The following is a 22,882-nucleotide window of genomic DNA, read 5'->3' as shown; positions in this document are numbered from 1 at the left end:
TTCTTTCATTAAAGTCTCATCGTCATTTTTAAATCTTTTCCTACCATACTATAATCCATATCTTTTGGACGGATGGCTTCTTTTAATGTTTTCGTACCTTCTCCTTCAAAGAAAGTAGGTGCATCTTTCCCTCCAATTAATAATGGTGCCATATAAATAATGACTTCGTTCACAAGTGATGCTTCTAAAAAGGATGCACTCACACTTCCTCCCGCCTCCACAAGTACCGACATGACAGAACGCTTCTTCAGCATGCGTAACACATCATGGATGTCTGTCCGATTTTCTCCGCTTGTGATAAAGACCTGATGTCCTTTTTGCACCAGTTGATGGTATTTTTTTTGATCGTACTTGTTTGAGGTACAAATAATGGTTTCTGCCATATGATCGTTTAAACATTTCGCATGAAGCGGAATCCTTAAGGTGGAATCTAAAATGACACGAATGGGTTGTGTCACGAATGAATCTTTTACAATAAGACCTGCATCATCTTGAATAATGGTTTCGACGCCTGTTATCACAGCATCTGCTTCTTGACGTAATTGCTGCACTTCATTCCTCGCTTCTGTTCCCGTAATCCATTTGCTTTCTTGGTGAGCTGTAGCAATTTTCCCGTCTAACGAAATGGCTGTTTTTAATATGACATATGGAAGATCTGATTGTATGGAATGAAAAAAAGGAAGATTTAAGCTGTCCGCTTCCCGTTTACATATCCCTTCTCCTACTTCTATCCCTGCTTGTTTCAACATCGTGACCCCTTTACCTGCTACAAGCGGATTTGGGTCCCCAGTGGCAATGACCACACGTTTCACCCCGCTCTTTATTATGGCTTCTGAGCAAGGCCCTGTTTTTCCATGATGCGAACAAGGTTCGAGCGTCACATACATATGAGCTCCCTTCGCCTTATCTCCTGCCATTTGCAGCGCATGAATTTCAGCATGCGGTTCGCCCGCCTTCATGTGAGCACCAATTCCAACGATCTCACCTTTTTTGACTACCACTGCCCCGACAAGCGGATTTGGTGAGGTTTGTCCTTTCATGGCCTTTGCGTTGGCAATCGCTAGCTTCATATAAAAAACATCGTCTTTCATGTAAGTCTCCTTTCCTCTCTTTCAAGGGAAAGAACTCCTTCAGGGAATGAAGGAGTTCTATTCTCATGTGCTATATTTTTTCCATCCGTTTCTTTTCAGATCGATCATAGTAAGGCAAGGAATAAAAAAGTTTATAAGATGCTCGTTGTTTACAAAAACAGCATTTGCGACATTCATATTTATTAATGAGGAGCACATGCGGACAATTGAGTACAGACAGACCTTTTTTCATATGTTCCTTGCAAACACTTATCATGAGAATCCCCCGCTTACATTCTTTTTCTTAATGAGAGATTACTTCTTTCGGAAATTGTTCGAATAAGCGTAGTACTTCGGTATGCGTCCCATCTTCTCGAACGTGATAAATCCCGCCGTCATATGAGCTTGCATATACATCATTGCCTAATTGTCTGATGGCACTAATCCCATTTTGGGCAATTCTAATTGGGCCGGTATTGACACCCAGCTCTGGATTCCACACAACGATATAGCCCCAATAATCACCGCTTACAATATACCCTGAGTCTGTGACTGTGACCGATTTAATCGAATACTGGTGTTCGTTATGCTGGTCTAAAATTCTTCCTGTATGCAAATCAAACAATCTCACATTCTTGTCACGGCTGACAATGGCGATACGGTCTCGTTTACTATCAATAAAGACATCATTTAACAGCTCTGTCGCACCGATGTATTCCGCTTTTAAGGATAAACTCTTTTTATCTAAAAGACAGATGGTTCCTTCAACCGCTGCTGTGATGATATGATCTCCTTCTACCTTTAATGCTTTGACCGCACAATCGTGTGCTTTGGAACGGCCGATTTCCTTTAAGTGTTCTGTTGAAATGACATGGACATAACCGCCGTAAGTTCCAATATAAAATTGACGATCCTCCTCGTGGAAATACACGCTGTTGACCGGACCTGTGTTGAGATCAAACGAAACCATTTGCTGTAATGACTCGTGAACAATATGCACCTGACTTGCATGGTCTCCCCACGCATAATAGCTTCCATCCCGTGCAACAGCTACTCCATTCGTTAAAACGCCCGTTGATTTAGCAATTTCTATTCCATTTTTTCTGAATTTTCCATCATCTGATGCGGTAATAATATCACCTGCATCAGTCAGCGCAATGTCATTGATAGATGGTGTCGCCATTTCGATCTCATCTGATATGACTTTGCCCTTTTCAATCGACCATTCACAATATGTTTTTCCAAAGCTGGCTCCTAGTATTGACTTCTCATCCTCTGTCCAGACAAGCGAGCGCTCCCACTGATATTTATGAGGCAGCAGCGTATCGACTAAATCACCTGTTTCATAATTCCACAGCTTAATTAAATGGTCATAGCCTGCTGTGAGCAAGTAATTGCCGCTTGGAGAAAAATTCACGCGCTTGACGCCCTGTAAATGGGCTTTGATGATTTTCTTCTCCTGTAAAGTCGCCGCATCGTAAATAATAACGGTGCCATCATCTCTGCCAAGTGCGAATACTTCTTTTTGATTGCTGCCGCTGATCGTATCCAGCTCATAATCAAACGGGCCGATTTCCCCTACAATTTCTCCGGTCTCATACAGCCATACAAGGACGTATCCATCATCACCTGTTGTGTAAGCTTTATCACCATGTATCCATACAGCTAATACATCTTTGCTATGACCATGGAATTCTCTTAAAATAGCACCCGTTTCGATATCCCACACTAAGCATCTTCTATCTCTGGATACGGATACAAGCAAAGTATCCTGCTTCGCAAAAGCGACGGCTTCTACATCATCCGCATGACCAAACAACGTGCGGATTCGTGTATTTGTGCCTGTATCATATAATTGAATGGTATAGTCTGACGATGCACTCGCTAAATACTTTCCGTTTTCAGAAAGAGATATTGAGTTAATGATATGCTCGTGACTGCCAATGAACGTTCCTTCTCCCGTCGCCCGGTTCCACTGATAAATACAGCGGTCATAGCCGCCAGTGTAAACGATTTGGTCGTGCTGAGTTGATAAAACAGATGTAATTGGTCCTCTATGCATAGTTTTACACTCCCACCTTTATATGTTGTTTTTGACGAGTCACTAAACGAAAACCAGTAAATCGAAAAACGGGATCTGGGTGCTTCCCGTGTCTTCTTGCGACTCTGCATAAATCTCCACCTCTTGCGAAGGAGCCGCCTTTTAAAATGTAGTAGTCACTTCCGAGTGTTTCCGTTAAATCATCGACGACCTCGATGCCGCCTTCATATACGTGATATTTGGTGTTGACCCATTCCTCGACGTTGCCCCCCATATCATAAAGACCAAATAAGGATCTGCCCTTTTCGTAATGACGGACAGGCGTCGTTTTTTCAATATTTGATTCGTGCGTATTGCAGTAAGAAGGATCAAACTCATCTCCCCACGGGTATTGATTTCTCGTGTTTCCCCGGGCAGCATACTCCCATTCTTCTTCCGTAGGAATCGACACATCCATCCCCAGTTTCCCGCTCAGCCACTGACAGAACGAGAAGGCTTCCTCAATGTCCATGCCCCAAGCTGGATGATCTTTTCCTCCGCCAAGCTCTTCGTTCGTTAAGCTCTCTGGGTATGTCTGTCCTGTTTCATCACAATAGCTTTGATACAGTTCATTGCTGACGACCGTATCTGAGATAAAAAATTCGTTGATATATGGCTGATAGGATGGAAATTCTTTGTACAGCCATTTTTGAAATTTTTTCTCACGGCCGTAGGTTGGATTGAGCAGCTTGTCCTTCCAGTATTCTGATGCCTTTTTCATATCTTCTTCATTACTTCCAATCGTTGCATAGCCGCTTGGAATTTGAATCCAATTGATATCAGGTTTCACGCTTTTCTCCCGCCTTCTTTCAATAAACTCGTCTATTGATTAATTAATTTCTTCTCATCGACCATATGCCCTGAGGCTGCTTTTGCCTTTAAATAGGCTTCATTGTAGAGAGAGGCTTCGACCGTATGATCAAACCGCAAAACAGGAAGACCGTAAGCTGCAATAGAATCGACTTTATCTGGATTGTTCGTTAGTAAATGCAATGGTTTCCCTTTGTTTAAATAGTGCAGAACTGCTGCTGCTTCCTCGTAATGCCGATCATCATCCCCGCAGCCGATCAGACGGTTGGCTTCAAAAGTATCCAGCTGCATTTCCTGTAATTTATACGTCAATGCTTTTGCCATCAGCCCAATAGACCGCCCTTCTTGATTGGCCATATACACCAGCATGCCTTTTCCGTAATCGGTGATTTTCTTCAGTGATAATGCAAGCTGTGGACCACAGTCACATTTCAGTGACCCAAACACATCACCTGTTTGGCAGACACTATGGATTCGCACAAGCGGCGGCCGTTCATTTTCAAAGTCGCCAAATAAGAGACAAGAGGAAAAGGTTTGCTGCGCGGTACTCATTTGGACAATCGATTCGATCGTTGGTTTTGTATCCCGTTCAACACGTGCGAAGGCATACCACTTAAATGGCACTTCTTCATGTTGAATGGAAATTGGCAAATTCACAGGCCCCACGAGCAAATAGTGTTTTTCTTGAAAGGTAAAATGATGAATCATTGATTGTAATTCATCTACAAACTTGTTCATTTGTCTCCCCCCTATTCATCACTGCACCCAAATCGACTCCCATAGCGCAGTGATGGAGTGATGAATATGTGTATGCACTCCCTCTGCCTGTGTGCTCCCGCAGAAGGAAATGAATGTGCAGTGTCTCTCATCGCTTTAGACCTTGTCCATTTCCAGTACAAAGGAGCAGAAATCTTGGTTCATATGCTTTTCTGTCAGAGCAGCAAACACCCTTGATTGGCAGACGCTCGTTCTTAACTTGAACACCTCTGCTAGCTTTGAATCACTCACCTTTGTACTAGATTTTGACGGCAATGACATGATGCTGGCTTATTCCGGCCTTCGCTTGTAACGGTGATATGGATACAAGCTCCAGACCTGATGTACAAATTTTTTCGCCAAGCTGAGAATCTGAAAATGAAAAATGAAAACGACCATCTTCTCCGATTAATCCTGTTTTCCACTGTTCTCCCCAGACAACAAGTGAAAAGACACCGCCTTCATGAAGTAAAGAAGAGACCTGTTTTAAATAACGTTCATGGTCATCAGGATGTTGATGATGAAAGCAGCCATGATCTAAAATTAAATCAAACTGCATCCCGCGTCCCTGATCCATGGACCATGACATAAAATCTTGATGAACAAAGTGGACAGGAACTGTTTCTCTTTTCTGTAACCCTTCCCACTCCTCATGCTCATACAGATCGATACCGACATATGCGGAAAGCCCGCTTAAATGTTCAAGTGCACGGCCGTTGCCACATCCGATATCCAGTACAGAAGCAAGTGCATTCTTTTCCCTTGAACGCCATGCCTTTAATGACATCACTGCTGCGTCTGTTAAGGATGGATCAGTGGACCACATATCTGTTCTTTGCTCATAATGCTCTTGGAATGCCATGCGCATCTTTTCTAAATACAATCCACTGTCTTCATGGTACAAAGCCTTTTTCATCATGAAACCTCCTTCAATTCACAATCGTCTTTTCGGGCAAAGGTAGTTTTCAAGCCAAAAACCTTATGTTAGAATGAGAGATGGATTTTTTAGGAAAATCTGTTTGTCTGAAAAAGGAGAGCAGCATCCCACATGTTCACTCTTCTTTTTCAGCATTCCTCCTCCTCATATGCAGCCGTTTGAAGGCCGCCTCGCCTCAGCTTGTTCTCTCTTTTTTTCATATGAGTTCACCTCCTTCACCGTTCGATCAACTCACATCCTTTATTGAAACCGCTTTCTCTTTTGTATAAGGACTTAACGCCTTTTGACTATCTCTTGCAAAGTGTTCATAGTAGAAAAACCAATCTACTGTTTAGAATGACTATCATTTTTTTTCAAGTAAATGATTCTTTTTTTGTTTTAGTAGACACTTTTGTAACTTAAAGGCGCTTAGGCCTTGGTTTCTGCCACCCCCTTTCACTAAGTTATGCTCCGAATAAACCCGCCAAAAATTTAACAACTAATTCCATAATGACTGGAATAAGCCAAATATATTGTTTTTAGTTTATTTTGTCAACAAATTATTTCCTAAACATTAAAATGAATTTTCTAATTGAAAATACAGGTATTTTTCGTGGTTTTTTGACCTTAAAACAATCATTTCTACACAAAAATACAATTTAAACCAATAGAACTAAGAAATTTATCTACTAAATTACACAAGTTTTTTATTTAATTTTAAATCAAAATAGAAAGATACAATAATTATTTCCCGAATGTTTTTTTGTGATATTTCGACTATTTTTTCTGATTCCCCATGTTTTTCTTTGGTATAGCGGCATTTTCAATTAGAGAGTTTACTATTTATTCCATACTTCTGTATTTGTTTTTTATCGTAAAAAAGATATATGTCTCTCCTTCAGACATGGAGGCATGAAAAAAAGCCCCTTACAAAAGTAAGAGGCTTTTTCAGTTGGCTTTTACGCCCAGTTTTTCACTTTTTCATGATCTGTGACAAAGAGAAGCACTTTCCCTTCATCTAAATGTTCTTCAAATGTCTCAGCTTCTTCTTTGGTGAAACCAATTTCATGAATTTTATTGCGGAGCTCATCTCCCTTTTTACTAAAGATGTTCCCGACCGCATGTTTAAGCCCAACTTCTCTTGAGCCTATCGTATTGGCATCTGCATTATTTGCAATACGCTCTGTTCGATCATCGTCATGGGATAGAACATAAATGTCCTCTCTTGCAACACCGATTGATTTTAATTGCTCTACATCTCTTTGAAGTGTTTCATCATTTGAATACTCTCTTACAACAGGTTTCATTTTATATTCCTCCTTTAACGTCTTACGAATCTTTTACCCGTCACTTTTGACATTAAACCTTACAAGAGCACATCCAATTTGCTTAATGAACATACCATGCCTATCGACTTATTTTTGACAAAAAGCCTGTTAAAATGACTAAATTTTCTGAAATATCGTGTTCATTCCTGTGGATTTGTTGTACAATTCTTATACTGGAGGCTAGAAATGAGGGAGAGCTGATGTATTACTTTTCAGCGGAGCAGCAGTTTAATGCTTGGGTTGTCAGTGATTTGGTGAAACAGCTTTTTCAAAAGTGGAATCCTGAAGAAGCAAATACAAAGCCGCTTACATTGTTTGCCGAACAGCACTTTCGCATCTCCATTGATTATCTCTTTTCCATCATTATTAACATTGGAGATATCGAGTCAATTGAACAAGATCCACAAGACCTGTTGTCCTCATATTTGAATATCCTTTTTCCTTTTGTGACGCGCGATATGATGAAAGCCTCCATGCAAAATGCAAACGAATATTTGTTAAAAGAACGTGATGCGGATGTGTATCAGCTGTTTGGCTGTCTCCCGCCGCTCCTCTCTGTATCTTTTCAGAAAAAGTAGTCCCCTCCAATGAGATGGCGGCTGCTTTTTTGTGTGTGTTTTGAAAAGACCGTATGTTTTGAACGAAAAGAAGCATCATGTTAATGTAAATCTAGGCTGTAAGTGAAAGGGAGGATTTGACATGAGTCAACAAAAGCAAATTCAATTAGCTAAACGTCCAAAAGGATTACCTACAAAAGATGTTTTTCATTTTGAAACAGTAGATATACCTGTGCCGCAAGATGGAGAGGTCTTGATTCAAACGAAATATGTTTCTGTAGATCCTTATATGAGAGGACGAATGCAGGATACAAAATCCTATACACCTCCGTTCAAGCTAAATGAAGTGATTCAGGGCGGTGTCGTCGGAGAAGTCGTTGAGTCGAAATCGCCTCAATTTGAAAAGGGTGATTTTGTCCTTGGTTTCCTTGGATGGCAAGAATATTCCACTGCCAAAGCTGAATCTCTGACTAAAATTGATCCGTCCATTGCGCCATTGTCCTATTATTTAGGCATTTTGGGGATGCCAGGGCAAACCGCTTACTTTGGCCTGCTTGCGATTGGCCAGCCAAAAGAAGGCGAGACGGTTGCCATTTCTGGAGCCGCAGGTGCCGTTGGTTCCGTTGTGGGACAAATCGCTAAGATCAAAGGCGCACACGTCGTGGGAATTGCCGGATCTGATGATAAACTCGCTTATTTAAAAGAATTAGGCTTTGATGAAACGATTAATTATAAAACAACGAATGATTTAGATGATGCGATTGCAAAAGCCTGTCCTAACGGCGTTGATGTGTACTTTGACAACGTAGGCGGCGAAATTTCAGATGCGGTGATGAATCATTTGAACCGTTTTGCACGCATTCCAGTATGCGGTGCCATTTCTTCTTATAATATTAGCGCAAGCGAAGATATCGGTCCGCGTGTGCAAACAAAACTCATCAAAACAAGCGCATTGATGCAAGGCTTCATCGTTGCCAACTATTCAGATCGTTTTGGAGAGGCAGCGAAGGATCTCGCACAATGGGTAAAAGAAGACAAACTCACATATAAAGAAACAATCATTGAAGGCTTTGATAACATTCCTGATGCATTCCTTGGATTATTCAAAGGGGAAAATGTCGGAAAACAGCTTGTCAAAATTTCATAACAAAAAAGGCCCTGCCATTTGGCGGGCTCTTTTTTTATTTATCTAATAAACATTTAATAATTATTGGTAATTTTTTTAGATTTCTTATCTTGAAAAAATAAAAGAAAAACTAAACCAACTAGAATTGTACTGACAATAGCATAACTTTCCAACAAAAAGGATATTTTTATAGAAAGCAGCAAATCTGAACTATAATTCACTTCTATCAGATATATAAAGAGCAAACCTATAAAAAAAGAATATATGAAACATATAATTAATTCTTTAAATAAACCCCATAATGTCCAATTAGATGGCTTCAATGATGATGGTTTATTCACAGAATTGAATTGTTGTTTTTCTCTTAATTTGAAATTCAATTTAGTTATTAACACGATAACTAGATTAATAATAATACTGAAAATTAGAATATTACTCAGTTTATTAATAAAACTTAGTAGTGAAAGTTGTTTTTCAATTTGTTCATGTTTAATTTCGTGGTTACTCTCCTGATTATTATCATACATTTTCTTAATAGATAATTGTGTGTTTTCATATGCTTTGGCACTTACTTTTTCTTTTAGATAAATATATAATTCTAAATAACCTTCGAATATCTTTTCCTTTTTTACTAGCCTTTCGGGGATAGCAATAGACAAACCACTGTTCTCTATATGTATACCATTAAAGTTTAAAGTATAACTTTTATTAATAACTTTTCCAACTTTCAAATCCCAATCTTTATATTTAATTTCGTTTTTTTCATCTAAATCTATTCTCTCTAACTTTATACTATCTCCATCTTTAATTTTGTCCTCTTTCATTCCATTAATTGAAGGGAAGAACATAAGAATGGAGTCACTTTGATACTTATTTTTCAACTTATATTTACTTGTTAAACTAGTCCACTCTTGTTTATTTAAAACATAGTAGTTCACATTAGGTATTGGCGTCAGCTTCTTTTTTATCGATAATTTTTTTATTTTATTTTCGAGGTCAATAGGTGTTTGATATGTATCATCTTTTTCACTCATATTACTAACCCAACTTTTTAAATATCGAGATAGATTACTCTCATTTACAGATAGAGAAGTTCCAATTGAATAAGGAACCTTTTCTATATAATTTATGGTATCATCCTTCTCTAACTTTTCAACATCTCTAAATTTAAACGTGTTTGCTTTTTGATTTTCAATAACGTAATTGTTAACTAAATCATATGCTACTGTTTGTTTGGCAAAAAGACTAAAGTCCGGTTCATTTTTAAGTTTTTTAGGAGTGTTTTCTTCAACTATTAGATTCGAAATATAATAAACCGGTATAAATATCGCCACAATAACAATAATTATTAAATTTCCCTTCAAGGAAAATGCATTATCTTCTACAAACTTCTTTGGCATATTGACACTTTCTTTACCACAATATTTCCTATTGAAGAAAGAAGTCCATTGTTTCATAATATAAATAATATCAACACAGAATAATATTATTAACCAAGATAAGATACCTAAAAAATCGACTTGAAAAAAACCATTAATAAAAATATTTGACAAAAAGAATATAATAGTACTGAATATTGTTAATAGAATGGACTGGCTTAAAAAATAAAATACAATCTTTTTTTTGTTAAACCCAAATGATTTAAATATTTCTTCAATTTCATTCTCTTGCTTCTTAAAATGAACACTCTTCGTATAAATTAAACTAATTAAAATTATAAATAATGAAATTATAAAAAAGGAAAGTCGCAAAGTAGGGATGGATTGTTTATAAATAAATTCTTCCTCAAAAAACTTAGTATTCAGATACACATTTTCTGACTTATCAAAAAGATCATTTATAACCTTAACTGCTTCATCAAAATCATGATATTCATTTAGCTCTATCAGTGCACTAGTATTAAGCTGCGTTTTATTCATTAAATCATTGTTAAATATAACATTAGGATAGCTTGTTTTCCCTATTTTATAGTTATTTGGAGTTGTCCAATTTGAGGAGTAATTTTTTATAACGCCTACTATTTTATAGTATTTTTCTGTGTTATTTATTTTTATTTTAACTTTTTCTCCAATTGCATTTCCAGTAAACGCCTCTTGTAGATATGATTCAATAGTTACTTCGTTATTCCTTTCTGGATATCTTCCCTTTTCAATTATTATATGGCCCATTTCTTTAGCTTGAAAGTCCATGGTACCGAAAGTTGCAAGCAAATTAGTATTGTTAAAAGAATTTGTATAGCCCATGTTTTTTATAATACCGTAATGCTTAATACTCTTTTGAGCTTTTATATAATCTTCTTCATTTTGTTTAATACCATTGACCACTGCATGAAAGGCTCCATACTTATTAGTTGTATTCCTTTCCAACTTTTCAATTAATTTATTTGCTTCTGCCTCACCGAGGGTTATTATAAACATAGATAATGTCATTAAGATGATTACTGACGCTGAAAACCATTTTCTCGATAAAACTGCTTTAAAAGCTAGCTTGAATATCATTCTATGCACCTCGAATAAATAACATCATGTCAATGAAATACTATATTAGTTATAGTATAAAAACAATCCTTCATACCTTATCATATTCATAATTTAAATGTAATCTCTAACATTTAAATTATGAATATATAACTAGTTTATAAATTGAGCTTCTTGTTATTAAGCTAATAAATTATACATACAAATGAAAAGAAGCGAGAGATCTTCTCAATCAATAAATTGAGGCGAACCCATGCTTCTTTTGCTATGCCTAATATACTCACTTCATTAGAAATTACTGTCTAATTTCTCCAGACCCATTTAGGCCAACTCCATCTTTTGTTTGAGTATGTTTAGTTACAATAACTCTATAATTTCCTTCTTGAACCTTGCCAATTGATTTTGTACTTTTATTAGGGGTTTTAAAGTTTTCAGCAATGTATTTCTTACCAAAACCAATAAAATTCTTTTTCTGAACAGCCACACTATAACGGTGTACGCTATTACTATAATTCCCTGTGATTTTATTATATATTCTAGCATTTGAATAAATCTTTGTAGCTTTATTTTTAAGCTTATATTTTACTGGTCCTTTTACTTCAGCTCTTACTATATCATTTTTTCCTCCTATAACAAACCTTTGGCTACTTGCTTCTCCTAGATGAGCAAAACTAAAAATAGTAACAAATCCAATTACCACAAGTGCAGTTATTTTTTTAAAATGTTTTTTCAATTTCCTTACCTCCTATATTTTATACATTTATAGATTAATACATTTTTTTCTACATATCAATATATATTCCAAAAAAATTATTTTTAACCAAAAAAAAACGATTCCGAGATCATTGATCTTAAGTAATCGTTTTTTCCTGTATTTTTTATATAGAAAAAATTCTGCCTTGCTTATACACAATTTCTTCAAGCGAAAGATTTAGCTTTTTCGCCATTTTTTTCAGCATTGATTGCTCTTGAGGTGTGACAAGACTGATGACTGCGCCTTCTTTTCCAGCACGTCCGGTTCTGCCTGAACGGTGGATGTAGCCCTCTTCATTTGGCATATCTGCATGAATGACATATGGCAGGTCATCAATATCGATTCCTCTTGCTGCAATATCTGTTGCAAGGAGGAGCGGGAATTCACGCTGTTCAAATGATTTTAATATTACAGCACGCTCAGCTTTTTTTGCTTCACTATGAAGGACACCAAGGTCGACATGGTGATACGCTAATTTCTCTGCATAAATGCTTAAGTTCGTAATGTCACGCACAAAAACGAGCGCCTGCATGTCCTCAAGCCGTGATAGCTTTTGCAGTAGTTTCACTTTGTCACGCTGATCACATAACAGATAATAGTGACCCACTTTCTGCGCTTCTTCCTCACTTCTAGCAATTTTCAATACTTCTGGTTCAGATGTCATTTCTTTGATCAGCTGAACGGTTTCTTCTTTCAACGTGGCAGAAAAACAAAGGATTTGTCTTTCTTTTAATGTGGACTTAATGATCGCTTGGATCGTTTTCATATGCTCTGGCACAAGAAGTTGATCTGCTTCGTCTAATACGATCGTTTTGACTTCATGCATTTTGAGTTTCTTGATTTTGATTAATTCTTGTACTCGGCCAGGTGTCGCCACAACGACGTTCGGGTGTTTCTTTAGCTTTTCTTGCTGCTTCTTGATGTTCGCTCCACCAATCAAGGAGACCGCTTTGATGTCTGATCCTTGTTTGAACTCTTGCACGACATCAAAGATTTGCATCACAAGCTCTCTTGAAGGTGCCAAGATTAAGACTTGCGGATGCTTGATATTGACATCAATTTTATTTAAAAGCGGCAGAACATACGCAAGTGTCTTCCCCGTTCCAGTTGGCGATTCTGCGATCACATCACGCTTCTTCGTAATCCACTCTGCTGTTTTTTCTTGTATAGCTGTTGGTTTTTCGAAGCCAGCCGCTTGAAAGTTCTCTTGAATAAATGGCTTTGCTTCTTTCAAAAATGCCCAATTTTCCGTCATGTCGATCTCCTTTATCCTCATTCAATCTATCCTTTAGTATCTCAAAATCAGCTTTGAAACGCAATTTTTCTTTTGATGCTTTTATCGAGCCGAACAGTTCGATATAATCATGAGAGGCACTAGCCGTTTTGAATCTATTTGAGGTGTAAAAAATGATATTATCTGTTAAAGATTTAAGTCATGGCTTTGGCGACAGAGCCATTTTCCACGAAGTGTCCTTCCGTTTATTAAAAGGCGAGCATGTCGGCTTAATCGGCGCCAACGGTGAAGGAAAGTCAACGTTTATGAATATTATTACTGGCAAGCTGGAGCCAGATGCAGGAAAAGTCGAATGGGCGAAAAATGTCCGTGTCGGCTATCTTGATCAGCATACCGTGCTAGAAAAGGGAAGAACGATCCGTGAAGTCCTTCAGGATGCATTCCATTATTTATTTTCAATGGAAGCCGCGATGAATGAAATTTATGGCAAAATGGGTGAAGCCGATCCTGATGAGCTGGAAAAGCTGTTAGAGGAAGTGGGCGTCATTCAGGATGCACTGACAAACAATGATTTCTATATCATTGATTCTAAGGTCGAGGAGATTGCAAGAGGTCTTGGCTTAACGGATCTCGGGCTGGACCGTGATGTGACGGAGCTCAGCGGCGGTCAGCGTACGAAGGTGCTGCTAGCGAAATTGCTGTTAGAGAAGCCAGAAATTCTTCTTCTCGATGAGCCGACCAACTATTTGGATGAGCAGCATATTGAGTGGCTGAAGCGTTATTTACAAGAATATGAAAATGCGTTTATCCTCATTTCACATGATATTCCGTTTTTAAACAGTGTCATCAACTTGATTTATCATGTTGAAAATCAAGAGCTCACGCGCTATGTTGGGGATTACGACCAATTTAAACAAGTGTACGAAGTCAAAAAGCAGCAGCTCGAAGCAGCCTATAAAAGACAGCAGCAGGAAGTGGCTGAACTAAAGGATTTTGTCGCAAGAAACAAAGCACGTGTCAGCACAAGAAATATGGCGATGTCCCGCCAAAAGAAACTGGATAAGATGGATATGATTGAACTCGCAGCAGAAAAGCCAAAACCTGAATTCCATTTTAAACCGGCACGTACTTCTGGGAAACTGATTTTTGAAACGAAAGATTTGGTCATCGGTTATGATGAACCACTCTCCCGCCCATTGAATTTGAAAATGGAACGCGGGCAAAAAATTGCGTTGTACGGTGCTAACGGTATCGGTAAAACGACGCTGCTCCGAAGTCTTCTTGGGGAAATCACACCTATTTCTGGTGAGGTGGAACGTGGAGAATTCTTGCATATTGGCTACTTTGAGCAAGAAGTAAAAGAGCAAAACAGCAATACTTGTATTGAAGAAGTATGGAGCACCTTCCCTTCTTACACGCAATATGAAGTCAGAGCCGCTCTTGCAAAATGCGGATTAACGACAAAACATATTGAAAGCCGTGTATCTGTTTTAAGTGGAGGAGAAAAAGCAAAGGTTCGTCTTTGCAAGCTGATAAACGAAGAAACCAACTTACTTGTTCTCGATGAGCCGACAAACCACTTAGATGTCGATGCAAAAGAAGAACTAAAACGCGCGTTAAAAGAATATAAAGGCAGCGTCTTATTGATTTCTCACGAACCTGAATTTTATCAAGATGTGGCAACCGAAACTTGGAATTGCGAATCTTGGACGACAAAAGTATTATAACGACAAAAAAGCCTCATATCTTCAAAAGATATAAGGCTTTTTCTAATTAATGACCTGCTTGGATATTCACCAAATGTTTACGTCCAAGGAGCAGGATGATCATCCCTAAGAGAACCACAGCAGCCCCGACATAATAAGGTGTACTTGCTGTATAGGATTCAGCGAGAACTCCGGCAATCCAAGGAGCAATCGCGCCCCCAATAAATCGTACAGCACTGTAAGAGGATGAAGCAATTGAACGTTCAACCGGTGCTGACCCCATCACAGCTGTCGTGAGCACTGTATTGATCATACCGAGAATTCCCCCAGCAATGACAATTCCGCAGATCACGACCACAGCATGAGACGTCCATACCCCAATACCGAATAAAATCACAGCAAACGAAGCAAACAGAACGACAAGCGAGGTCAATGTCCCAAGTTTGCGATGAATGACTGGCGCTGAGAAGACAGAGGTCACAGCCAAGAATAGCCCCCATCCAAAAAAGACATATCCAAGTCCATGCTCATCAAGATGGAGCACAAATGGCGAATACGCTAAAAGCACAAAGAAACCGAAATTGTATAAGAAAGCGGCAGATGCCATCGTTAAAAGCCCTTTATATTTTAACGCCCCGACAGCCTCAAATAATTTCACTTTTTTCTGCGGCTTTTGCATAGGTGGAAGCATAAAGGTAATCGCTAAAAGAGCAATAAGCATTAACACGGCAACACCAAAGAAAGGCCCGCGCCAAGAAATTGTGCCAAGCTCACCGCCAAGCAGCGGTCCAACCGATATCCCAAGACCTAGTGCTGCCTCGTATAAAATAATAGCCTTCGCACTTCCTCCAACAGATACACCAACAATGACAGAGAGTGCAGTTGAAATAAATAAAGCATTCCCAATGCCCCATCCGCCTCTAAAGCCAATTAATTCATTAATCGTTGAAGAAGTACCACCTAAAGCAGAAAAAACAATAATAAAAATGAGTCCAACTAATAACGTCCATTTCGCACCAATCCGACTAGAAATAAAGCCGGTAAAGAACATCACAAAGCCGGTCACAAGTAAGTAGCTTGTAAATAAAAGAGAGACCTGGCTTGGAGATGCGTGTAATTGCGATGCAATGGCTGGCAGGATCGGGTCGACGAGTCCTATTCCCATAAACGAAATCACACACGCAAAGGCAACAGCCCAAACGGCTTTTGGCTGCCTAAGCAGACTTGTACGCTGTTTCAACACTTCTTCTTCCTTCATTCCATCAGAACCTTTCCTTCAAATGTTGACAAAATAAAATAAACACGCAGAGGTGTTTATTTTTGTAATTGCTCAATTGCATGAGCCGCTCTTTCTTTCATCGCTTCAAGATCCTTTTTAAAGGATTGAATCGTTTCAAGCTTTTTTGTTATCAATTGATGCTGCACAGTCAGCTGCGCATCAATATCTAAAAGCTTCTCTAATCGCTCCTTCGGATCAAGCGACAGCAAGTAGCCTTCTTTATTCAACTCTAGCTGCTTTCCGATTTCCATAAACGATTGAAGCTCCTGTAAAGAAAAGCCGAGTACCTCTTTTGCCTGCATCACTTTCTCTAGCTCTTCCATATCGTCCTCTGAGTAAAGTCTGACACCGCCCTCAGTCCGCTTTGGTGCTGATAATAAACCAATCTCTTCATAGAAACGAATCGTCCGTTTTGTCAGTCCGCTTCTTTTCGCCACTTGATCAATTTTCATCCATTCCATCGCCAGTGCCTCCTGCTCATCAATTCATGTTTTATTATACACCTTTATAACCTTAACGTAAACGTCAAAGTTTTAACACTTGATTTATTTCATATGTTATCGCAAAATAAATAGTAATAATTACGATTTACAGGAGGTACTATATGCGCTCATTTCCACCTAAAGTAGAACGGCACCAGCTATTTGGATCAGTACCGCCAAGTCTTGGCACAAAGCCTTGGCAAAAAGAGGACATGTCTGACATTCAAAAAACAGAGCAGGACTTTTATTTTCATCTTGAAAAAGTCGGGATCTGCCGCATGTCCTATCCCATACATATCGTATCTAAAACAGCACCACAGCGCCAAACAACCACTGCTGAATTCTCACTGAGTACAACCCTGCCAGCACATCAAAAAGGCATTCATATGAGCCGTCTCACTGAACAGCTGCACTCGTTTTATGAAAGCAGCAAGCCGCTTGATGTGAATACCCTAAAAGAATTGACGGCAGCGCTCGCCCGGAAAATGAATCAATCCTCTGCTTCCGTTCAAGTTTCCTTTCCATGGTACATGGAAAAACAAAGTCCAGTCACCGGGCAGTCAGGCTTGATGCATGCAACTGTCAAATATGACGTCCATTTTCATGAAAAGGACGGATGGACCTGTCACGTTGGGTGCGCTGCACAGGTCACGACATTATGTCCCTGTTCCAAAGAAATCAGTGAATATGGTGCCCATAATCAGCGCGGGTCTGTTTCCATTCAAGTAGAGTCGTTTGAACAAGCAGCGCTCCCTGACGACATCAAGACCGTTCTTTTACATATCATTGAGTCCAATGCGAGCGCACCGCTTTATCCCGTGCTCAAAAGACCTGATGAAAAGAAAGTGACAGAAGAGGCTTATGAAAATCCGCGCTTTGTAGAAGATATCACAAGATTAATTGCCATTGAATTATATGAGCAGCCATGGATTAAAGGCTTTCAAGTCGAGTGTCGTAATGAGGAATCCATCCATCAGCATGATGCGTATGCCAAATGCTCCTATCAAAAAAACCTGTAGATCGCTCTACAGGTTTTTATTTCCACATCTTTATTCATTCATTTCCTCAATCATAAGAGATAGTTCTGTCCAGCGGTCCATTGCTTGTTCTAGTTCTTCCGCAACGGCTTTTTGTTCGTCCATCAGTTCTTGAATTTTCCCAAAATCACTGCCTGCCTCTGCAATGCTGGTTTCGAGCTGCTGATGTTTTTCCTCTAATGCTTGTATCCGGTCTTCAATCCCGTCCCATTCAAGCTGGTCTTTATAAGAAAGTTTTTTTCTCTTTTTAGGCGCAGCTTCTACTTGTTTTTCAGCAGGCTTTGTCTCTGTCCGCTTCTGCTCTTTTTCTTGTTCCATATAATCGCTGTAAGCACCTTGGAAGTGTGAGATTCGCCCATTTCCTTCAAAGACAAGCAGGCGGTGAACCACTCGGTCTAAGAAATAACGATCATGGGACACGGTGATGACGACGCCAGGGAACTGCTCTAAATAATCCTCTAAAATACTAAGGGTTTCTGTATCAAGGTCGTTCGTCGGCTCATCTAAAAAGAGAACATTCGGCTCTTCCATTAAGACCTTCAATAAATACAATCTGCGGCGTTCTCCCCCTGACAGCTTACGAATATACGTCCGCTGCATCGATCTTGGGAAAAGGAAGCGCTCCAGCATCTGCTCTGCTGTGACAATGGCGCCATCAGACGTCTTGACGATCTCAGCTGTTTCCTTGATGTACTCAATGATGGTCAGCTCATCATTCATTTCCTTGTGATCCTGCGTGTAGTAACCAATACGAACGGTTTGTCCAATGGTCAATTGTCCTGAAGTCGGTTCAATCTTACCTGCTAGACAGTTCAGCAGAGTGGTTTTACCGACTCCATTCGGTCCGATAAATCCGATACGATCGCCTGGCACGACTAAATCTGTAAACCGATCCACAAGGGTCTGGCCAGCAAATGAAATCGATAAGTCTTCTGCCTCTATCACTTGTTTTCCCAAGCGGTGTGAGCCAATGGCAAAATCAAGCTCTCCCTTCGCATCAGGTCCTTTTTGATCCTTCAGCTCTTCGACTCTGCCGATACGTGCTTTTTGCTTTGTCGTTCTTGCTTTTGCTCCTCGTCTGAGCCATGCAAGCTCTCGTCTAAGCAAGTTTTGACGCTTCGTTTCTTTCACCTGAGCTTCTGCTTCCCGCTCTGCTCTTTTTTCTAAAAAGACTTCATAATTTCCTTTATACGTATAAAGCTGTCCTTGATTTAGCTCATAAATCCGATTGGCCACCCGATTTAAGAAATAACGATCGTGCGTCACGAGGATGACAGCACCGCTATATTGGCTTAAGTATCCTTCAAGCCATTCAATCGTTGCATTATCAAGATGGTTGGTTGGTTCATCTAAAATCAGCAAACCAGCAGGCTGAATTAAATTTTTAGCAATGGCGACACGTTTTTTCTGTCCGCCTGATAATGCATGTACAGAGCGGCTTACATCTTTCACGCCAAGCTTTGTCAAAATCGTTTTGGCTGAAAGGTTCGCATCCCAAGCATCTTCTTGATCCATTCGATTTTGCATGCGCATCAGTGCCTCTTGTTTTGCCTCATTTTGCGGATCATGCTCTAAATCGGCGAGTGCCTTTTCATACGCCTTCATCGTTTGAATCATTGGTGCCGTTCCTGAAAAAATATAGTCAAGAATCGTTTCATTCCCGCTCATTTCAGGATCTTGCTCGAGAAATTCGATATCAAGTGTCCCTGCTTTCGTGATGTCACCTTCCTCAAACGATTCAAGTCCTGCAATGACTTTTAGAAGCGTTGACTTCCCTGTTCCATTTGGTCCAATCAATCCGATGCGTTCCTTTGGTTCTATATGAAAAGAAATATGATCAAACAGCGTTTTCTCGCCATAGGTTTTATATAATCCTTCAACATTCAATAAACTCATTTTATCAGCCCTTACATAGATTCTTTCTTTATTTTAAATCAGCCAGTAGCAGAAAACTAGTTTTAAAAAACCCGCTGCAGAAAAGAATGTTTCCTTTTGATGCTCGATACACTATGAAGAGGTGATCTAAAGATGATAACCATTAGCTTATGTATGATTGTGAAAAATGAAGAGGAGGTGCTGGCGGACTGCCTTTCGTCTGTTCAAGACATTGTCGACGAGATGATCATCGTTGATACGGGATCAACAGATCAAACGAAGGAAATTGCTCATTCCTTTTCAGCAAAAGTGCTGGATTTTGAATGGGTCCAGCATTTTGCAAAAGCACGCAACTTTGCTTTCTCACATGCAGCGAAAGAGTATATTTTATGGCTCGATGCTGACGATGTTCTCCTTGAAGAAGATCGCCAAAAACTGCTTCAGCTCAAACAGACACTTGATCCCTCGGTGGATGCCGTTTCGATGTTTTATCATGTAGGATTCGATGAAAACGGTCAAGTCAATTTCAAATATAGAAGAAATCGCCTTGTGAAGCGTTCCTTGAACTTTCAGTGGTACGGGGCCGTTCATGAGTTTCTTCAAGTGTATGGAAACATCCTTCCTGCAGATATCGCCGTCACACATCAAAAACGCAAGAAAACAACTGCTGGTGAGCCTGGGCGCAACTTGCGAATTTATGAAGACATGCTGGCAAAAGGAGAGGATATGACGCCCCGTGATCTCTTTTACTTTGCCAATGAATTAAGAGACAACGGTCAGCGTGTCAAAGCGATTCGTTTTTATCATGAATTTTTAAACACAAAACAGTGCTGGATTGAGGATGAAATTCGCACATGCCAATATTTAGCGGACTGCTATTATGCGGAAGGCTATGAGGAAGCAGCCTTATCCTCATTATTACGTTCCTTCTTATATGATCAGCCCCGGCCAGAATTTTGCTGCCGGATCGGGGATCATTTAAAAATACAAAATAAACATCAAGCAGCCATCTTTTGGTATGAGCAGGCGCTGAAGGCTCCTGAAAACGAAACAGCCTTCACACTGACACAATATAAAACGTGGTATCCTCACCTTCAGCTTTGCTACTGTTATTATCAGCTCGGCAACCTGGAACAAGCCAAAATACATCACCGCGCCTCCTCGGCCCATCATCCAACTCATCCAAGTGTGCTGTACAATGAAAAAATATTTGCTGAACAGACATAGATTGTCTGACACCACATCCGCCTTCGATCTCCCGGCGGATGTCTCTTTTTATACACTTCTTCGGTTGTGACGTTTAATACTTTAGTGATTTAAAGCGTTTTTCAACCAATTGACTAAATTATCATTTGCGCATATACTAACATTCGTCTTACGAAAAGATTTATCCATTAGGAGGTCAACATGAGTTCTTTATTTCGAAAAAAATCTCTCGACCAGCTCATGCTTGAAAGTCAAACGAAGCGGCTCAGTCGTTCATTAAATACGTTTGATTTAATCTTGCTTGGCATTGGCTGTGTGGTCGGGACTGGGATCTTTGTCATTACGGGGGTTGCTGCGGCAAATGATGCAGGACCTGCGATTATTATATCTTTTATTTTGGCTGCGATCGCATGCGCCCTTGCCGCTTTTTGCTACGCTGAATTCTCCTCGTCTATTCCTGTGTCAGGAAGCGTCTATACGTATTCCTACGCAACACTTGGGGAATTTCTCGCCTTTTTAATGGGCTGGGATCTCATGCTTGAATATGTCATTGCCCTCTCTGCTGTGGCAAGTGGATGGTCGTCCTATTTTCAATCACTGCTCAGCGGATTCGGTCTTCACATACCGAAGGCTTTATCAGCTGCACCTGGAGCCGCTGATGGGGCCGTCTTTAACCTTCCAGGCGCACTCATTATTTTGCTCATCACCTTTATCGTCTCAAGAGGCGTCAAAGAAAGCACAAAGCTGAATAACATTATTGTGCTGATCAAAATTGCCATCGTCCTACTCTTTATCATCTCAGGCTTTGCTTACGTCAAACCTGAAAACTGGACACCGTTTATGCCAATGGGCTTTAACGGCGTGATTGCAGGCGCGGCAACCGTCTTTTTTGCTTACCTTGGATTTGATGCGATCGCTAATGCATCTGAAGAGGTCAAAAATCCGCAAAAGGCGATGCCGGTTGGGATTATCGGAGCGCTCGGTGTTTGTACCATTTTATACATCGGGGTTTCCTTTGTCTTAACAGGCATGGTTCACTATACGAAGCTGAATGTCAGTGATCCTGTCGCATTTGCTCTTCAAGTGGTTGGCCTGAATAGTGTGGCGGGTATCATATCAGCCGGTGCTATTATTGGGATTACAACGGTTCTCATTGCCTTGGTTTATGCACAGGTTCGCTTAACTTTTGCGATGAGCCGCGATGGGCTTATGCCAAATATTTTCTCAAAGGTTCATCCAAAATCACAAACGCCAGTTGCCAACACTTGGCTGACAGGTGCAGTCGCAGCGTGTATCGTAGGTTTTGTGAATTTATCTACGCTTGCGAATTTAGTCAGCATCGGTACACTGGCAGCCTTCACGGTGATTTCCATTGCGGTCATCATTTTACGGAAAAAACATCCGAATCTTAAAGCAGCATTTAAAGTACCGTTCGTGCCTGTGCTTCCGATTATCAGTGCGATCATTTGTATGACATTGGCTGCCACACTGAAATGGGAGACATGGAGAGCCTTCCTCATCTGGATCGCCATCGGTGTTGTTGTCTATTTCACCTATGCAAGACGAAAAAGCCATCTGAATGAAACAAATTAGAAAAGAGACTCGGGGATTCCCGGTCTCTTTTTTTCTTAAACCACGCTGTTTTTGACTGAATTTGAGTCCACCATATCTGGATCTAACACGCTTGAAATCGGAATGACAAGCGGTGAACAATCTCCATTGTCCTCACCAAAACCTTGATTCAATTTCATCGAGAGAAAATAATCAATCTGCTGATAAGGTCCTAGCGTCAGTGATGCACCCCGATCCATTGCATTGATTTTAAAAGCACCGACATTGACGACTGAAGGTGAGAATAACATCACACGTCACTTCCTTTGAATGGGTTTAGCTGCTGGTGAAAAAGAGGCAGGTGAGTCCACTTGATCTCGATCATCTACATGGCTTTTTGTACCGACAAAACCGCTGGCATCTCCAAAATTCTGTCCGTAACCCTGATTTTTTTTATCTGAGTTTTGCCACTCTGCTAACAAATTTTGTCCGACATTCACCGCCGACGCATTTTCAAAGGAATTAATTTTTAACATGAAAATATTAATATTGATATACGGAGTTGGTTGAACCACAGATAAACCTCCTTTTTATAGGTATATGCAAGCACCCATCAAGTATGTTAACGGGAGGTCTTC

General features: G+C 39.9%; 20 protein-coding genes. 6 read left to right on the top strand and 14 right to left on the bottom strand.

Annotation, left to right across the window (positions count from 1 at the left end; translation table 11 throughout):
- Window positions 1–8: 8 nt before the first annotated feature.
- The 6 genes from ribD to QR42_RS03635 all read right to left on the bottom strand — a co-directional run bounded on the left by ribD (window position 9) and on the right by QR42_RS03635 (window position 6,939).
- Complete coding sequence (gene ribD / locus QR42_RS03660; RefSeq protein ID WP_039177094.1) at window positions 9–1,091, bottom strand: bifunctional diaminohydroxyphosphoribosylaminopyrimidine deaminase/5-amino-6-(5-phosphoribosylamino)uracil reductase RibD; 1,083 nt, start codon at window positions 1,089–1,091, stop codon at window positions 9–11.
- A gap of 283 nt (window positions 1,092–1,374) precedes the next feature.
- A complete protein-coding gene (locus tag QR42_RS03655) occupies window positions 1,375–3,132 on the bottom strand; it encodes a WD40 repeat domain-containing protein (protein ID WP_039177092.1) in 1,758 nt (585 codons plus the stop codon).
- Window positions 3,133–3,136: 4 nt separating this feature from the next.
- Window positions 3,137–3,940, bottom strand: coding sequence for a formylglycine-generating enzyme family protein (locus QR42_RS03650; protein WP_039177089.1), 804 nt, complete (start codon window positions 3,938–3,940; stop codon window positions 3,137–3,139).
- Between the two features lie 32 nt (window positions 3,941–3,972).
- The gene (locus QR42_RS03645; protein WP_039177087.1) at window positions 3,973–4,698 is read right to left on the bottom strand and encodes a GTP cyclohydrolase II; all 726 of its coding nucleotides are present in this window, start codon (window positions 4,696–4,698) and stop codon (window positions 3,973–3,975) included.
- A 277-nt stretch (window positions 4,699–4,975) separates the two neighbouring features.
- Window positions 4,976–5,632, bottom strand: a complete 657-nt coding sequence (locus QR42_RS03640; protein WP_024424594.1) for a class I SAM-dependent methyltransferase — start codon at window positions 5,630–5,632, stop codon at window positions 4,976–4,978.
- A 959-nt stretch (window positions 5,633–6,591) separates the two neighbouring features.
- Complete coding sequence (locus QR42_RS03635) at window positions 6,592–6,939, bottom strand: YflT domain-containing protein (protein ID WP_039177084.1); 348 nt, start codon at window positions 6,937–6,939, stop codon at window positions 6,592–6,594.
- A gap of 221 nt (window positions 6,940–7,160) precedes the next feature.
- On the opposite strand from QR42_RS03635, the gene QR42_RS03630 reads away from it, so the two are divergent.
- Together QR42_RS03630 and QR42_RS03625 are read left to right on the top strand one after the other, a co-directional pair.
- Window positions 7,161–7,538 (top strand): YfmB family protein, encoded by a 378-nt coding sequence (locus QR42_RS03630; protein WP_039177083.1) that lies wholly within the window; start codon window positions 7,161–7,163, stop codon window positions 7,536–7,538.
- Window positions 7,539–7,659: 121 nt separating this feature from the next.
- Complete coding sequence (locus tag QR42_RS03625; RefSeq protein ID WP_039177081.1) at window positions 7,660–8,664, top strand: NADP-dependent oxidoreductase; 1,005 nt, start codon at window positions 7,660–7,662, stop codon at window positions 8,662–8,664.
- Between the two features lie 53 nt (window positions 8,665–8,717).
- Here the strand turns inward: QR42_RS03625 and QR42_RS03620 are convergent, their stop codons facing one another.
- The 3 genes from QR42_RS03620 to QR42_RS03610 all read right to left on the bottom strand — a co-directional run bounded on the left by QR42_RS03620 (window position 8,718) and on the right by QR42_RS03610 (window position 13,129).
- Window positions 8,718–11,141: an ABC transporter permease family protein gene (locus QR42_RS03620; RefSeq protein WP_039177080.1), complete on the bottom strand. Its 2,424-nt coding sequence runs from the start codon at window positions 11,139–11,141 to the stop codon at window positions 8,718–8,720.
- A 274-nt stretch (window positions 11,142–11,415) separates the two neighbouring features.
- Window positions 11,416–11,853 carry a hypothetical protein gene (locus tag QR42_RS03615; protein ID WP_039177079.1) on the bottom strand — a complete coding sequence of 146 codons (438 nt, stop codon included), beginning with the start codon at window positions 11,851–11,853 and terminating at the stop codon, window positions 11,416–11,418.
- A gap of 145 nt (window positions 11,854–11,998) precedes the next feature.
- Window positions 11,999–13,129: a DEAD/DEAH box helicase gene (locus tag QR42_RS03610; RefSeq protein WP_039177077.1), complete on the bottom strand. Its 1,131-nt coding sequence runs from the start codon at window positions 13,127–13,129 to the stop codon at window positions 11,999–12,001.
- Between the two features lie 152 nt (window positions 13,130–13,281).
- On the opposite strand from QR42_RS03610, the gene QR42_RS03605 reads away from it, so the two are divergent.
- Entirely contained in the window at window positions 13,282–14,835 is a 1,554-nt protein-coding gene (locus tag QR42_RS03605) for an ABC-F family ATP-binding cassette domain-containing protein (protein WP_039177076.1), read from the top strand.
- Window positions 14,836–14,881: 46 nt separating this feature from the next.
- On the opposite strand, the gene QR42_RS03600 is transcribed toward QR42_RS03605, so the two are convergent.
- Both QR42_RS03600 and QR42_RS03595 read right to left on the bottom strand, forming a co-directional pair.
- The gene (locus QR42_RS03600; RefSeq protein WP_039177075.1) at window positions 14,882–16,072 is read right to left on the bottom strand and encodes an MFS transporter; all 1,191 of its coding nucleotides are present in this window, start codon (window positions 16,070–16,072) and stop codon (window positions 14,882–14,884) included.
- Window positions 16,073–16,128: 56 nt separating this feature from the next.
- Entirely contained in the window at window positions 16,129–16,554 is a 426-nt protein-coding gene (locus tag QR42_RS03595; protein ID WP_039177074.1) for a MerR family transcriptional regulator, read from the bottom strand.
- 143 nt (window positions 16,555–16,697) lie between these two features.
- Here QR42_RS03595 and folE2 point away from each other — a divergent pair, with 143 nt between their 5' ends.
- A complete protein-coding gene (folE2, locus tag QR42_RS03590; protein ID WP_039177073.1) occupies window positions 16,698–17,594 on the top strand; it encodes a GTP cyclohydrolase FolE2 in 897 nt (298 codons plus the stop codon).
- A gap of 30 nt (window positions 17,595–17,624) precedes the next feature.
- Here the strand turns inward: folE2 and QR42_RS03585 are convergent, their stop codons facing one another.
- Complete coding sequence (locus QR42_RS03585; protein WP_039177072.1) at window positions 17,625–19,508, bottom strand: ABC-F family ATP-binding cassette domain-containing protein; 1,884 nt, start codon at window positions 19,506–19,508, stop codon at window positions 17,625–17,627.
- A 132-nt stretch (window positions 19,509–19,640) separates the two neighbouring features.
- Here QR42_RS03585 and QR42_RS03580 point away from each other — a divergent pair, with 132 nt between their 5' ends.
- Complete coding sequence (locus QR42_RS03580; protein ID WP_039177071.1) at window positions 19,641–20,714, top strand: tetratricopeptide repeat-containing glycosyltransferase family 2 protein; 1,074 nt, start codon at window positions 19,641–19,643, stop codon at window positions 20,712–20,714.
- 180 nt (window positions 20,715–20,894) lie between these two features.
- Window positions 20,895–22,286, top strand: coding sequence for a branched-chain amino acid transporter BcaP (locus tag QR42_RS03575; RefSeq protein ID WP_039177068.1), 1,392 nt, complete (start codon window positions 20,895–20,897; stop codon window positions 22,284–22,286).
- 35 nt (window positions 22,287–22,321) lie between these two features.
- Here the strand turns inward: QR42_RS03575 and QR42_RS03570 are convergent, their stop codons facing one another.
- Both QR42_RS03570 and QR42_RS03565 read right to left on the bottom strand, forming a co-directional pair.
- The gene (locus tag QR42_RS03570; protein ID WP_024424583.1) at window positions 22,322–22,555 is read right to left on the bottom strand and encodes a hypothetical protein; all 234 of its coding nucleotides are present in this window, start codon (window positions 22,553–22,555) and stop codon (window positions 22,322–22,324) included.
- Window positions 22,556–22,561: 6 nt separating this feature from the next.
- Window positions 22,562–22,819 carry a hypothetical protein gene (locus QR42_RS03565; protein WP_003213975.1) on the bottom strand — a complete coding sequence of 86 codons (258 nt, stop codon included), beginning with the start codon at window positions 22,817–22,819 and terminating at the stop codon, window positions 22,562–22,564.
- Window positions 22,820–22,882 lie beyond the last annotated feature (63 nt).

This window comes from Bacillus sp. WP8, from assembly GCF_000800825.1.
GTDB classification, from domain to species: domain Bacteria; phylum Bacillota; class Bacilli; order Bacillales; family Bacillaceae; genus Bacillus; species Bacillus safensis.
The sequence above is the reverse complement of the archived record's forward strand: the minus strand, read 5'-3'. Positions and strand labels throughout refer to the sequence as shown.